General features: G+C 35.6%; 14 protein-coding genes. 6 read left to right on the top strand and 8 right to left on the bottom strand.

Annotation, left to right across the window (positions count from 1 at the left end; translation table 11 throughout):
- The first annotated feature begins 133 nt into the window (after positions 1–133).
- Both E2R68_RS13475 and E2R68_RS13470 read left to right on the top strand, forming a co-directional pair.
- Positions 134–403 carry a helix-turn-helix domain-containing protein gene (locus E2R68_RS13475; RefSeq protein ID WP_134278202.1) on the top strand — a complete coding sequence of 90 codons (270 nt, stop codon included), beginning with the start codon at positions 134–136 and terminating at the stop codon, positions 401–403.
- Between the two features lie 128 nt (positions 404–531).
- The gene (locus tag E2R68_RS13470; RefSeq protein WP_134278201.1) at positions 532–981 is read left to right on the top strand and encodes a transcriptional repressor; all 450 of its coding nucleotides are present in this window, start codon (positions 532–534) and stop codon (positions 979–981) included.
- Between the two features lie 138 nt (positions 982–1,119).
- Here the strand turns inward: E2R68_RS13470 and polA are convergent, their stop codons facing one another.
- The 6 genes from polA to trxA all read right to left on the bottom strand — a co-directional run bounded on the left by polA (position 1,120) and on the right by trxA (position 9,843).
- Positions 1,120–3,918 (bottom strand): DNA polymerase I, encoded by a 2,799-nt coding sequence (gene polA / locus E2R68_RS13465; RefSeq protein ID WP_134278200.1) that lies wholly within the window; start codon positions 3,916–3,918, stop codon positions 1,120–1,122.
- Between the two features lie 372 nt (positions 3,919–4,290).
- The gene (locus E2R68_RS13460; RefSeq protein ID WP_134278199.1) at positions 4,291–5,400 is read right to left on the bottom strand and encodes a 1-acyl-sn-glycerol-3-phosphate acyltransferase; all 1,110 of its coding nucleotides are present in this window, start codon (positions 5,398–5,400) and stop codon (positions 4,291–4,293) included.
- A 357-nt stretch (positions 5,401–5,757) separates the two neighbouring features.
- A complete protein-coding gene (fre, locus tag E2R68_RS13455; RefSeq protein ID WP_134278198.1) occupies positions 5,758–6,453 on the bottom strand; it encodes an NAD(P)H-flavin reductase in 696 nt (231 codons plus the stop codon).
- An 86-nt stretch (positions 6,454–6,539) separates the two neighbouring features.
- Complete coding sequence (gene ubiD, locus E2R68_RS13450) at positions 6,540–8,009, bottom strand: 4-hydroxy-3-polyprenylbenzoate decarboxylase (protein WP_134278197.1); 1,470 nt, start codon at positions 8,007–8,009, stop codon at positions 6,540–6,542.
- Between the two features lie 90 nt (positions 8,010–8,099).
- Entirely contained in the window at positions 8,100–9,368 is a 1,269-nt protein-coding gene (gene rho, locus E2R68_RS13445) for a transcription termination factor Rho (protein WP_134278196.1), read from the bottom strand.
- Positions 9,369–9,516: 148 nt separating this feature from the next.
- Positions 9,517–9,843, bottom strand: coding sequence for a thioredoxin TrxA (gene trxA / locus E2R68_RS13440; RefSeq protein ID WP_134278195.1), 327 nt, complete (start codon positions 9,841–9,843; stop codon positions 9,517–9,519).
- A gap of 124 nt (positions 9,844–9,967) precedes the next feature.
- Here trxA and rhlB point away from each other — a divergent pair, with 124 nt between their 5' ends.
- Entirely contained in the window at positions 9,968–11,224 is a 1,257-nt protein-coding gene (gene rhlB / locus E2R68_RS13435; RefSeq protein ID WP_134278194.1) for an ATP-dependent RNA helicase RhlB, read from the top strand.
- Position 11,225: 1 nt separating this feature from the next.
- Positions 11,226–12,143: a Ppx/GppA phosphatase family protein gene (locus E2R68_RS13430; protein ID WP_134278193.1), complete on the top strand. Its 918-nt coding sequence runs from the start codon at positions 11,226–11,228 to the stop codon at positions 12,141–12,143.
- 4 nt (positions 12,144–12,147) lie between these two features.
- On the opposite strand, the gene E2R68_RS13425 is transcribed toward E2R68_RS13430, so the two are convergent.
- The gene (locus E2R68_RS13425; protein WP_134278192.1) at positions 12,148–12,603 is read right to left on the bottom strand and encodes a hypothetical protein; all 456 of its coding nucleotides are present in this window, start codon (positions 12,601–12,603) and stop codon (positions 12,148–12,150) included.
- A 252-nt stretch (positions 12,604–12,855) separates the two neighbouring features.
- On the opposite strand from E2R68_RS13425, the gene E2R68_RS13420 reads away from it, so the two are divergent.
- On the top strand, positions 12,856–13,686 hold the full coding sequence (locus E2R68_RS13420) for an ADP-ribosylglycohydrolase family protein (RefSeq protein WP_134278191.1): 831 nt from the start codon (positions 12,856–12,858) through the stop codon (positions 13,684–13,686).
- Between the two features lie 320 nt (positions 13,687–14,006).
- On the top strand, positions 14,007–14,324 hold the full coding sequence (locus E2R68_RS13415) for a hypothetical protein (protein ID WP_134278190.1): 318 nt from the start codon (positions 14,007–14,009) through the stop codon (positions 14,322–14,324).
- Between the two features lie 155 nt (positions 14,325–14,479).
- Here the strand turns inward: E2R68_RS13415 and E2R68_RS13410 are convergent, their stop codons facing one another.
- Positions 14,480–14,740 carry an integrase arm-type DNA-binding domain-containing protein gene (locus tag E2R68_RS13410; protein WP_134278189.1) on the bottom strand — a complete coding sequence of 87 codons (261 nt, stop codon included), beginning with the start codon at positions 14,738–14,740 and terminating at the stop codon, positions 14,480–14,482.
- Positions 14,741–14,927 lie beyond the last annotated feature (187 nt).

Genomic DNA, 14,927 nt, shown 5'->3' with positions numbered 1-14,927 from the left:
CTGTTTTTAATGTTTTCGCGGCTTCACGAGCAAACGCTTCTAATTGCTTCTGATCCATAACTGCTTATCCTTTTCCAAATAGTAGGATTATAAATAAGCAGTTACACAGTTTTTATTACAGTCTCTAACCAATGTGAGTAGACGAACTTTACAATATTCATTTGAACAAGGATTTGGTATATCACCTATCCAATATATCCGAGATTGCCGCTTGAACGAAATACGACGTATTTTATTAAATCACGAAAATGACATTGCAATAGCAGACCTTTCCTTAGATTTTGGTTTTTTTCATCTCGCAACATTTAATGCCCATTACAAACATTTATTTGGAGAAACACCCACACAAACACAAAAACGTGCAGGAAAATACCAACACCCAACAATGAGTAATCCAAAATAAATATCTTAATACCTACAATTATTTTCTTTTAAAATAATCAGTCTGTGATTCACGCGATTAATTCAATCTCTGCAACTTGCTTGGCTATGTTATTATATTGCTTCATTCACTGATAAAAGTACGCCTATATGCCACATCCTTTACTTGCTCGCGCTATTGATATTTGTAAGTCTAAAAAACTGCGCTTTACACCTGTTCGTCAACAAGTATTTACCTTGATGGCTGAACATAAAGGGGCAATATCTGCTTATGATTTATTAGCTAAATTACAAGACTTTGATAGTAACGCTAAACCTCCAACTATTTATCGAGCTCTGGACTTTTTATTAGAGAATCACTTTATTCATCGAATTGAATCATTAAATTCATATTTAATGTGCTGCCATTTAGGTTGTGAGCACCCAATGCAGCTATTAATTTGTGATCATTGTAAGCAGGTAATTGAACTAAGTGACCCAATTATCGATGAAACCTTCTCATCAAAAGCATCACAATTTGGATTTAAGATCACCAATAAAATATTAGAAGCACATGGGATCTGTAAAAACTGTATTGGTAATACCAATCACAGTAAATAGATCACAACTTAATGCAACTGGTATAAATAATTTTTTTAAATCGCATAAAAAACCCTCAACAGAAAAGTATCTGTTGAGGGTAATAATAAGTTTTTAAAGCATTAAATATAATTTAAGAATTTTATATTTACTTCAAGTTTAATGTGCTTCATCCCAGTTATCACCAACATCAGCATCAGCAATCAATGGCACATCTAGATCCGCAGCTTTTGCCATAATATCTTGAATTTCTTTAGTATAAGCTTCAACACATTCTTCTTTAATAGCAAAAACTAATTCATCGTGCACTTGCATTAAAATTTGTACAGAGCCTGTAGGTTTAGTTTCTGCCCAAGCCGCCATGTTGATCATCGCTTTTTTAATAATATCAGCAGCCGTTCCTTGCATTGGAGCATTGATGGCAGCGCGTTCAGCTGCTTTTTTCAACATACCATTTTTAGCATTGATATTAGGCAGTTGTAAGCGGCGTCCAAAAATAGTTTCGACATACGCTTTTTCATTAGCAACAAGGCGAGTATCTTCCATATACGTTAATACACCAGGGTAACGGCTAAAATAACGATCCATATAAGTTTGTGCTTCTTGACGACCAATATTTAATTGTTTAGCTAAACCAAATGCGCTCATGCCGTAAATTAAACCAAAGTTAATCGCTTTTGCACTACGACGTTGGTCTGTTGTAACTTCATCTAACTCAACGGAGAAAACTTCCGCCGCTGTTGCTTTATGGATATCTTTACCTGATGAGAAAGCCGTTAATAAACCTTTATCTTGCGATAAATGCGCCATGATACGTAATTCTATTTGGCTGTAATCAGCAGCAACAATTTTATATCCAGACTGAGCAATAAAAGCTTGTCGAATACGGCGCCCTTCACTACTACGAATAGGAATATTTTGTAGGTTTGGATCGCTTGATGACAAACGGCCGGTAACTGTTACTGCTTGATGGTAAGAAGTATGAACTCGACCTGTCTCTTGGTTCACCATTAACGGTAGTTTGTCAGTATAAGTCGATTTTAATTTACTTAAACCTCGATGCTCTATGATCAACTTAGGTAGCGGGTAAGTTAATGCTAACTCTTGCAACACTTCTTCCGCAGTTGATGGTGCGCCTTTAGGTGTTTTCTTGATAACAGGAATATTTAGCTCTTCAAACAAAATTGTTTGTAATTGCTTTGGTGAACTAAGATTAAAAGGTTTACCAGCTTCTTCATAAGCAAGCTCTTCTAACTCTAATAAACGTTTAGCAATTTCAACACTCTGAGCACCTAATAATTCACTATCAATCTCAACACCACCTCTTTCGATATTTGATAATACCGTTAATAGAGGCATTTCAATTTCATCTAATACGGTTAATAACTCAGGAGTTTCTTGTAAGCGTCGCTGTAGTTCAAGGTGTAAACGCAACGTAATATCAGCATCTTCTGCTGCATAAGGTGCAGCTTCTTTAATAGCAATTTGATTAAAAGTTAGCTGTTTTTTACCTTTACCCGCAATATCCTCAAAACTAATACATTTATGACCTAGATATTTTAAAGCTAAGGTATCCATATCATGCTTGCCTGTACTGTCTAATACATAAGCTTCAAGCATGGTATCAAAAGCAATGCCACCTAAAGTAATACCATGATTTAATAAAACACTGCGGTCATATTTTAAGTTCTGCCCAACTTTTTTATGCCCATCTGACGTTAATAAAGGCGTTAATAATTCAAGTGTATCAAGTAAATCAAGTTGCGCAGGAGCATCAATATAATCATGTGCTAATGGTAAGTAAGCAGCTTCGATAATAGGCTCAGCTTCTTCACCAACATTAGTTTGTATCGCAAAACATAAACCAACAATTTTTGCCTGCATATAATCTAGGCTGGTTGTTTCAGTATCAAAAGCAAATAACTCTGCTTGCTCTAATTTTTTAATCCACTGTAATAACTGCCCTTTAGTGTAAATCGTTTTGTAACTGTCACGATTGACCATGGATTTAACTAGCGTAGAAGGTGTAATTGATTGTCCCTCTTGAGCTGATGAAGCTTTAGCAACTAAATTATCTCCCGCTAATAATGCAGATAACCAACGTTTAAACTCTAATTTTCCAAATAATTTCACTAATGCATCTGTATCTTGAGGAGTCGGTTTAAAATCTTGATAAGTTTGATCTAATTCAACATCTAATTTAATCGTTGCTAATTGGTAAGATAAACGCGCCATTGCTTCATTTTCTTGCATCTTTTTAGCCATGGTTTTGCTGCCACGAAAGCCTAAACCAGCTAACTTAGCTAAATTCTCATAGATACAATCCATGTTACCTAAACCTTGTAACATAGCTAATGCCGTTTTTTCACCAACGCCAGGCACACCCGGGATATTATCGACTTTGTCACCCATCAAAGCTAAATAATCGATGATCATTTCAGGTGGGATACCAAACTTTTCTTTCACACCTTCTACATCTAGAATGGTATTGGTCATGGTATTAATCAAATAGGTATGTTCATCAACAAGCTGAGCCATATCTTTATCGCCAGTACTGATCAACGTTTTAATGCCCATCTGACTTGCTTGTAAAGCCAAAGTACCAATCACATCATCAGCTTCAACACCAGGAATTGTTAAAATAGGTAAACCCATTGCTTTAATAACTGCATGCAAAGGTTCTATTTGACTGCGTAAATCATCAGGCATACTTGGACGATTAGCTTTATATTCACCATACATATCATCACGAAAAGTTTTACCTTTTGCGTCAAAAACAACCACAATATGGCTTGGACTAAACTGTTTTAGCAAGCTCTGTAGCATATTTACAACACCATAAACAGCGCCCGTTGCTTCACCTGCTGAATTAGTTAAATGTGGAGGAGAAAAGAAAGCACGATATAAATAAGAAGAGCCATCAACAAGTACAAAAGGGTTTTCAGGGACTACAGCCATAAATTAACTACCAATCAAATAAAATTGTTCCTAGTATACCTACACGGCACAAAATAGTGATCACGTTTTGTTATATTCAGCAATTATAAAAGTTCGATGAAGAGTAAAGCTAACGCAGCTATTGATAATTATTTTAGTTAATAATCACCTAAGGATAGGGTTTAAAAAGTAAGTGCCCATTCACTCTCAATGTACAGCACTCTGTGGATAACTCTGTTAGTTAATTTAAATAAAAATTGAGATAGAACAAAACCTAATAATTAAGCTTTATTTTTCAGATAGATATACAACCTATTAAAAACAAAAATGCACATTCAACAAATTATTGAATGTGCATAACAAAATATAACAAGTGCTATATTGCCTTTAAATTCAGCTTATATAGTGTCTCACAGGGTTTGCGTACATTTTTAATACCGTTTCTTGCAATTCAGGTTTTACAGCCTGAATATGGGCTTTAAACGCGCGAATATCTTGTGCTGATATATTATCAACATCTTGCTCTGCCGCGATCAAATTAGAAGGGTGTAAGAAATAATGTTGGTAAATTTGTGTATCAATTTCTTCTGCCACTTCATCTGCATTTTCAAAATCACCACTTAATGGCGTTCCAAAAGCAACATGAACATGACCTTTTTGCCCAATAATACCGCTAACAATACTTTCAATATCTTCAAATTCAGATTTTTGATATTCACCAAATTCTGCTTTTTCGTATAATTCACGAGCTTTTTGTTGATCACAAGGATCAAATTCATAGGAAACAGCAACAGGTACAATATTCAATGATTTAATGTATTCAGCAAAAGGCACTTTTTGTTTTTTACCATTAACATAAAACATCTTAATAATTGCTGGCTCTGTTTTATCAAAACCATCTTTTGCGCGCCCTTCTCTTTGTGCAATCCAGATGCTGCTATCGTCTTTTAATGAAGTACAAATATAATCAGATAAATGCGATAACGATTTCATCATCTCTCTTACACCAGTAACAGAGCGTTTTACAATAAAGCTTTTATTCATACGCATTAAATCAGAAACATAAGGTTTGCTTAATAAGTTATCACCAATGGCAATACGTACTGTTTTAAATTTTTCTGAATATAAAGCCCAATTAACAAAAGAAGGATCCATTGCAATATCACGATGGTTAGAAACAAATAAATAGTTCTGAGTTGGATCAAGATTTTCTAAACCTGAATAGGTAAATTTAGTTGTTGTAGAATCAATCATATGCTGAACATAAACACCAACAACTTGCTGCATTTCATCAATGCTTTTTATACTTCCCCATTTATACAAAAAGTACTTACGTAATAATGGTTTAAGTATAAAGCCTAAACATTTAGACAACTTAGGAAAACGAAAACCTAATATCGCATTAATAAACTCTTCACTATTAATAACGCGCTGGATAGCTGGCTGTATCTCTGCATCATTATAAGGTCGAATATCACTAAATTTATCTGCGTTACTTGGCATGGTTTAATTCTCTATAAAATGGATGCCGCATTTTACCTGTTTTTACTTATTACAGCGAGTAGATTTACACCAATTTATGATACAAACCAATCATACCAATCACATTAAGTATGTGTTCTAAATTTTGCACATAAAAAACAATTCAATTCGAGGTGTAAATTGAAATAAATGGTTGCTCCATTTACGAAGTTTATAACAAAGAAGTGAGTTGTTTTAACCAGTAAAATAGACCAGCTATTTACTGTAATTGGCATTAGTTCAGCAAAGAATAATAGACTAGAAAATAACTGGTTACTGATATGAATAATATAAAAGCAGGAGTGATAACAACTGTTTGCTATCACTCATTAAAATTAGTTAAATAAATGCAAAAGCATCACCGTAGATATGATCTATCAAGGCACCTTTTTTAATAAAATCTTCACGTGCTACTTTAGCCATTTCAAAACGACCGACCACGTAGATATCAAAGGTAGATAAATCATTAAACTCCTCTAATACAGCTTGATGTACATAACCTTGTTTACCTTGCCAATGTACTTCAGGAAGTTCAACAACTGGATGGAAATGAATATTTTGATGTTCATTTGCCCATTGTTTAGCTTGCTCCTCAAAATAGAAATGAGAATACTCTTTAACCCCCCAATATAAATAAACTGGGTTCTTTATATCTGACTCAACAATTTGTTCTAATAGTGATTTCACATAGGAAAACCCAGTTCCACCAGCCATTAAAATAATTGGACGAGCAGAGTCTTCACGCAAGTATGCATCACCATTAGCAATTTCAACTTCCACCGTTTCACCTGATTGCATTTTTTCAACAACTTGCATTGCATACTGATTATCAGGCGTTGCACCAATATGTAATTCAATTAACTCATTTGAAGGGATATTGGCAATAGAGAAATGACGTTTATCACCTTCTCCCATAATCACTGATACATATTGTCCAGCCTTAAAATGAGCCGTGCAGGTTGGTGATAAAAATATACGGTATAAAAACGCGTTTAGCTTCTCAACAGAAGCAACATTACAAGTCATTTGTGGCATTCATTTCTCTTTTCTAATTTGGAAGCAATAGCTTGAACAAAAGTGTGGCGAAATTGTTATTAGTTAACAATTATGCCACATTGCCATTATGACAAAATATTTAACTCATTCCAAAGACCATCTATTTTTTCTTTTACTTTTTCATCCATAACGATGGGCACTCCCCATTCCCGAGTTGTTTCACCAGGCCACTTATTCGTTGCATCTAAACCCATCTTTGATCCTAAGCCAGAAACTGGTGATGCAAAATCTAAATAATCAATCGGTGTATTATCAACTAAGGTAGTATCACGGCTTGGATCCATGCGCGTGGTAATTGCCCACATCACATCATTCCAATCTCGAACATTCACATCGTCATCACACACAATAATGAATTTGGTGTACATAAACTGACGTAAAAACGACCAAATGCCTAACATCACTCGTTTAGCATGGCCAGGATAACGTTTCTTAATTGAAACCACTGCCATACGATATGAACAACCTTCAGGTGGTAGATAAAAATCGACAATTTCAGGAAACTGCTTCTGAATAATAGGCACAAATACTTCGTTTAATGCCACACCTAAAATAGCTGGCTCATCCGGTGGACGGCCAGTATAAGTGCTGTGATAAATAGGAGCTTTTCTCGTTGTTACATGAGTCACTGTCATGACTTGGAAATCATCAACCTCATTATAGTAACCAGTATGATCACCATAAGGTCCTTCAGGCGCTTCCTCTCCAGGCATTAAATAACCTTCTAGAATAATCTCCGCTGTTGCAGGGACATCTAAATCATTACTTAAACTTTTTGCTACTTTTGTTCGAGAACCACGTAATAAACCCGCAAAAGCATATTCAGATAAAGTATCAGGAACAGGTGTCACTGCGCCCAAAATAGTGGCTGGATCAGCCCCTAATGCAACACTAACTGGAAATGGTTTACCTGGGTTAGCTTCTTGCCATTCACGATAATCAATCGCTCCACCACGATGCGATAACCAGCGCATAATGATTTTATTTTTAGAGATAAGTTGTTGGCGATAGATACCTAGATTCTGGCGTTTTTTGTATGGGCCTTTAGTAATCGTTAATCCCCAAGTAATAAGAGGAGCAACATCTCCCGGCCAACAAGTCATAATAGGTAATTGGGTTAAATCAACCTCATCACCTTGCATCACAACTTCTTGACAAGCTGGAGACTTCATTCGTTTTGTTGGCATATTTAAAACTTGTTTGAAAATAGGCAACTTTTCCCACATTGCCTTAATTCCCTTAGGTGGTTCAGGCTCTTTTAAATAAGCTAACCATTCACCTACTTGGCGTAATTCACTAACATCGTCTTTCCCCATAGCAAGAGCAACACGTTCAGTTGTACCAAATAAATTAGTTAAAACAGGTGTTTCATGACCTTTAGGATTTTCAAACAATAGAGCAGGGCCACCAGCACGCAGAGTTCGATCAGAAATTTCTGTCATTTCTAAGTGCGGATCAATTTCTTGGGTTATACGTTTTAATAAACCTTTTTCTTCTAATTGATTTAAAAAATCACGTAAATCATCAAACTTCATGCTCACCTACTTAATATATCATCGGTATTATTTTAAAAGTAAAAAAAACGCTACCTAAGTAGCGTTATTAATCGGGAATGCAAGACCAACTTATTTTGATTTTTGATTTTTCATCGCATCAAAGAAACTATCGTTAGTTTTGCTTAAGCCTAATTTGTCGATCATAAACTCAGTTGCGCCGATCTCACCCATTGGATGAACAATTTTACGTAAAATCCACATACGTTGTAATTCATCAGCTTTAGTAAGTAACTCTTCACGACGTGTACCTGAGCGAGTGATATCAATAGCAGGATAAACACGTTTTTCAGCTAATTTACGATTTAAGTGAATTTCAGAGTTACCCGTACCTTTAAATTCTTCATAGATAACTTCATCCATTTTAGAACCGGTATCGATAAGTGCTGTTGCAAGGATAGTTAAACTACCACCTTCTTCAACATTACGAGCAGCACCAAAGAAACGCTTAGGACGATGTAATGCATTAGCATCAACACCACCGGTTAATACTTTACCTGAACTTGGGATCACAGTGTTGTAAGCACGTGCTAAACGAGTAATTGAATCTAATAAAATAACCACATCTTTTTTGTGTTCAACAAGACGTTTTGCTTTTTCAATAACCATTTCAGCTACTTGAACGTGACGGTTTGCAGGCTCATCAAAAGTTGATGCCACTACTTCACCACGTACTAGACGACGCATTTCTGTTACTTCTTCCGGGCGCTCATCGATTAATAAAACAATCAATTCAGCATCAGGATAATTAATTGAAATACTTTGCGCTATATTTTGTAGCAACATTGTTTTACCCGCTTTTGGCGGAGCAACAATCAAACCACGTTGACCTTTACCGATTGGTGAGACTAAATCTAAAATACGTGCAGTGATATCTTCAGTGCTACCACTACCATTTTCTAAACGGAAACGCTCATCAGGATGGATAGGTGTTAAGTTTTCAAATAGGATTTTGTTACGAGAGTTTTCAGGTTTGTTGAAGTTAACTTGAATAATTTTTAATAATGCAAAGTAACGTTCGCCTTCTTTAGGGGGTCTGATTTTACCTTCAACACTATCACCCGTTCGTAGATTAAAACGACGGATTTGACTAGGAGAGATATAAATATCATCAGGGCCAGCCAAGTAAGAACTATCTGAGCTACGTAAGAAGCCAAAACCATCTTGTAAAATTTCTAAAACACCAGCACCGAAAATATCAGCACCACTTTTAGCATGGGCTTTTAATATTGCGAAGATAATATCTTGTTTTCTTAGGCGGGCTAAATTTTCCAGCCCCATTGAACTGCCGAGCTCAACAAGCTCAGAGACAGGCGTATTTTTTAATTCGGTTAGATTCATAAGTCTTTTTGATATTTAGGAGTAAATGGATAGAGTAAGATAAAGTCGGGATTGCTCATAATTTGAGCGTAAAGGTAGCATTAAAAATCGAAGCTGTCCAGAATGAAGATTAGTTAGGTTAATTTAACCTTCATTCTAAACTAAATCTTTAAACGTTTGCGTCTAAAAATTCAACAAGTTGTGATTTAGAAAGAGCACCAACTTTAGTTGCAGCTACTTTTCCATCTTTAAATAATAATAATGTTGGAATACCACGAATACCAAACTTAGGTGGTGTTTCATTATTTTGGTCAATGTTTAATTTACCAACAGTGACTTTACCTGCATATTCCACAGCGATTTCACTTAGGATTGGGGCAATCATTTTACAAGGACCACACCATTCAGCCCAAAAATCCACTAATACAGGACCTGATGCATTTACAACGTCAGTGTCAAAAGTTGCATCACTTAAAGTTACAATATTTTCGCTCATTTTTATCTCCAGAAAAAGATTTACTAGTAAAAAGTTACTATAACATGCTCACTAGCAAAATATATTTTTGATATTTGAATCGATCTCAATATTTATTGCAAGTATAAACTGCTATGCTCTGCAAATGAATAAAACACACCTAACTCAAACAAAATTTTCAGACTTGCCTCTAGAGCCAAGTCTACTTTCAGGTTTAACCGCTAAAGGTTTTGAATACTGTACACCTATTCAAGCTTTGTCACTGCCTATTACCTTATTAGGTAAAGATATTGCAGGACAAGCTCAAACAGGAACAGGCAAAACATTGGCCTTTTTACCTGCCGTATTTAATCACCTATTAATTAACAAAGCACCTGAAAATCGCCGCAAGAACCAGCCACGGGCTATTATATTAGCACCTACGCGTGAACTTGCGATTCAAATCCATAAAGATGCAGTTTCACTTTCAGAATCTACTTCTTTGCGCCTTGGTTTAGCATATGGGGGCGAGAAAGTTGAAATTCAACAGAATAAATTAGAAAAAGGTGTTGATATCTTAATTGGCACAACAGGTCGTATTATCGATTTTGTTAAACAAGGTATTATTAACTTAGATTCTATACAAAGCGTTGTTTTAGATGAAGCAGATCGTATGTTCGATTTAGGCTTTATTAAAGACATCCGTTATTTATTCCGTCGCATGCCAGCTGCTGATCAGCGTTTAAATTTACTATTCTCAGCAACCTTGTCACATAAAGTGCAAGAGCTTGCGTTTGAACACATGAATAGCCCTGAACATGTACAAATTGAACCAGAAGTAATGACTTCTGCCAATATTACTGAAGAACTTTTTTATCCATCAAATGAAGAAAAAATGCTGTTGTTATTAAGCTTGATGGAAGATGAATGGCCAGAAAAAGCCATTGTATTTGCTAATACCAAACATGCTTGTGAAAAAGTATGGGGTTATTTAGCCGGTGACGGTCATCGTGCAGGTTTATTAACAGGTGATGTACCTCAGAAAAAACGTGAACAAATCTTAAAACAGTTTACTGACGGCGATGTTGATATTTTAATTGCAACAGATGTAGCCGCGCGTGGTTTACATATTCCTAAAGTATCACACGTATTCAACTTTGATTTACCTGATGATTGCGAAGATTATGTACACCGAATTGGCCGTACTGGTCGTGCTGGTGAAAAAGGCTTAGCAATTAGCTTAGCTTGTGAAAAATATGTGTTTAATTTACCTGCAATAGAAGAGTATATTAAGCATACGATCCCAGTAAGCGAATATGACAAAGATTCTTTATTAGACTCTCTGCCGGTGATGAAAGTAACTAAATACAAAGTTCATCCAAATAATCGCAAAGACAATTACCATAGGTCACATAAAAGATAATATGACAGCAGCACGTTATACCATTATAGATTTAGGCTCAAATAGCTTTCACATGCTTACAGTTACCAAGCAAGATAATGGTTTTAATGTGCAATCAAAGCATAAGCAAAAAGTGCGCTTAGCTGCTGGATTAAATGGGCAAAAACAACTGAATCAAGCTACCATGGAAAAAGGTTGGATTTGCCTACAAAACTTCAAAAAACTGCTAGATGAAATCCAACCTGTTTGTCTTCTTGTTACAGCAACTGCAGCATTGCGGATCGCCGTTAACAATCAAGAGTTCTTAAGTAAAGCCCAACAAATACTTGAGCAACCTATTAATCTTATTTCCGGTATCCAAGAAGCAGAAACTATTTTCAAAGGGGTTTCTTTCACTGAAAAAACAGATAAACAGTTGTTGGTTTTAGATATTGGTGGGGCCAGTACAGAATTAGTGTTAGGTAAAGGTCATGATGTTCATGTTGCTAATAGCCTAAATATTGGTTGTGTTACCTGGCTAAATCATTATTTTGCAGATGGCTTACTTAATGAATACAACTTTAGCAATGCAATTAACGCAGCCAAACAAGTCATAGTAGATGTCAAACCACAATACACCAAGTACGATTGGCAATTAACACTCGGCGCATCCGGCACGATTCAAGCCGTTAATGAAGTGAATCAAAAACAAAAACTTAGTGAACATCTCTCCTATGAATTACTGTTAGCAATAAAGCAGCAATGCATACAAAACCAATCAATTAAAACACTTAATATTGCAGGACTAAAGAAATCTAGAGAACCCGTTTTTGCTAGCGGACTAGCCATTTTAATTGCACTATTTGAATCATTAGGGATCAATACAATGCAACTATCTAATGGCGCTTTAAGAGAAGGTTTAATAAGCATGATGTTTAGTGGGCAAACTAATTTTTCATAATGAATTAGCTCATCTCACCCACTATCACTTTATCTGCATGATCAAAGATTAAACTTATAGCAATTACATTAATAAGTTTTTCGCAGAAAAAAATTCTATTTATAGCAAAGAAGTGAATTGTTTTAACCAGAACAGCTTTGAGCACCTCTTTTAATGTGGCAATATTTTTAATATCTTTCAGCTCAAGAGTCAGCTGATCTAATAGTGTTTCTAATAGATAAAAACGTTCACCCTGTTCATAACTGTCCCCATCAATGGCAATGATATTGGTGGTTTTATTGCTTAGCTCATCATCATAGATTGTTTGTGCCACAGCAAATGGAAAGTTGGTTTTGATGCTGTTATCTAATTGCTTATCGAAGTCATTTATATCTTTTTTGGTTAACTCAATGAGCAGTGGGATATTTTGAGATTTGACGAGGTCGGCTCGATAATTATTCGCTAGGGTGAGCTGGTGCATTTAATAATCCTTTAAGAATGCGTTGAAAAACAAATTAAACAAGAGTCACAAAATATCACCTACATATCAATACCATACAACAATTAGGAGCAATAGAACATCATGTAAAATTCAAAAGCATGATCCCGCCACCAATCTAAAGGCTCAGTAGTTTTCTAAAAGGTGATTGCTGAATACAATGTCAGGATGAGAGGAACTTGGCTATTTAACAGTACAAAGCACTCGCCATACAAAAAGCAAAAGGACAAATAAATGTTATTAGTAATCGCAATGGCCGATGCTTACGGTGCAGGATTTGAATTTACTGAAGATGAGTATATTAAAAAGAACCACTGCCTTACAAAGTATCATCAGGCACCATTAGATAAAACACCAGCCGGTTGCTATACAGATGACACTCAGATGTCGATCGCTATTTCTGAATTAATGGTTAATGAGAGAGGCCCATGGAGTGAACATCTAGTAGCCGAGTACTTTTTAAAAGCATTTAAACGCGATCCTCGCCGATCTTATTCCGGAGATTTCTATCATTTTTTATTGAATACAGAAACATCAACGGAATTTATTGAAAATATTAGTTCTGATAGTGTTAGAAATGGATCTGCGATGCGTTCGGTACCATTAGGTTTGATTAAAGATAAAACAGAGATGCTGGAAAAATCGAGGATTCAGGCTCAAGTAACACATAATTCGTATGAAGGGATTGTCGCCTCACAATCAGTTGCGTTGGCTGTTTACTATTTTGTTAATAATTTAGGCAAAAAAGCTGGCTTGCTTGATTATATTTGCCAACAAACCAACGAAATATTCACAAACAATAAAGTTACCCGAACAGAGTGTAATGCGATTGATACCATTGACGCTGTGTTAACCGTGTTATCTCAGTCTAGCTCTCTAAAAGAAGTGCTTGATAAATCGGTTAATCTTGGTGGTGATACGGATAGCGTAGCATCCATCGCTTGCGGTATTGCCTTTTTCTCTGATGAGTACGTTAAAGATTTGCCTCCTTTTCTTGAACAAGATATTGAAAATGGTCCCTATGGTAAAGATTATCTAATCAGACTAAGTGCAAAACTTACCTAATGACTAGTAAGTTACCTGGTTTTTCTCTATTTATCACTTCGCTTTAAGCTTGTATGTTTATCCAATCAATTAAAAGTGATCGGTAATTATACTTAGCCATATAGAACTATAATTAATCCGCATCATCCAATAAAAGCATTAGGAATATTAACGATTACAGCCACAAAGCCAGTAACACTTAATAAAGAAAAAATAGCAGGCACTAGGTCTATTGAACCTAGGTGGACCCATATTATTCCAAATTATGAATATCATACAAAGGACGAATGCATTATTCCTGCGTTCCCTAATGACACATAAAAAAAGATTTATTTTTTGTCATGACAGATAAGCCAATCACAGGAACACTTAACGCCAAAGTCAGCATGGGAGAAGTATTTCGAATCTACTTATCCTCTTCAGAGAATGAAGAAGAGGCACTTTCGCTAAGTATCGAATACAGTATCAAACCCAAACTTATGTTCGACATGCTTAAGTATAAAATTGAAGTAATACAGCTTAGTGGAATAAAAACTTATGACGCGCTTTATGAAGACGGGCAATATCGAGCAAAAAGAGCACCCTATTCAAAACACAAGCAGTTAAAACTAATGCAACCCCACAAGATAGCCTTTATCGAAATATGTCTTTTGAAATAGGAGTATTAAACTACCCATTATTGCAGTTTGTAGACGACCCAAGACATTCAACAACAATTAACCAGAAACACCTAAACATCATCCTTGACGCAGATAGTTCGAGAGCACATCAACTGCCATTTCCTGTCAGTAAGATCACTCGACATAAAGCAAAACTAAGAATGACTGAGGTTGGGATTAGCAATTACAGCTACAAAGTAAAAAGTAAAATATCGTTCATAGATAAAGTTATTACCAAGGCTGAGATTTGCTCTTTGCTTTGTAATTGGGCGAAGATAATTAAACCACCATAATTTAGTGCCATTAGGTTTAATCTTTAGCGTTAAGCCAAGACTATCACCTAGGTTATATTCTTTATCTTTAGGTTTAGCATTTTTAATTTGAGTATCATTTAAAGGGGGGACTGTTTTCGCCATGATATAACCTCAAATTTAAAGCGCTAGAGTAGGGTTACATCAAAGGTTACATTAAAAGTGATACCAATTCCGTTAATTAAGTTTCCAATTTAGTCCAGTCTCTAAAGCATAATGAAATGACTCGGCTTGTGTCTTCGCAGAAGCTGTTCCAAGCCCTACAACATTGATCGACTATGTCGTTATAATC

Source organism: Psychromonas algarum, assembly GCF_004376845.1.
Classification (GTDB): Bacteria; Pseudomonadota; Gammaproteobacteria; order Enterobacterales; family Psychromonadaceae; genus Psychromonas.
This window is presented reverse-complemented; position numbering and strand designations above follow the sequence as displayed.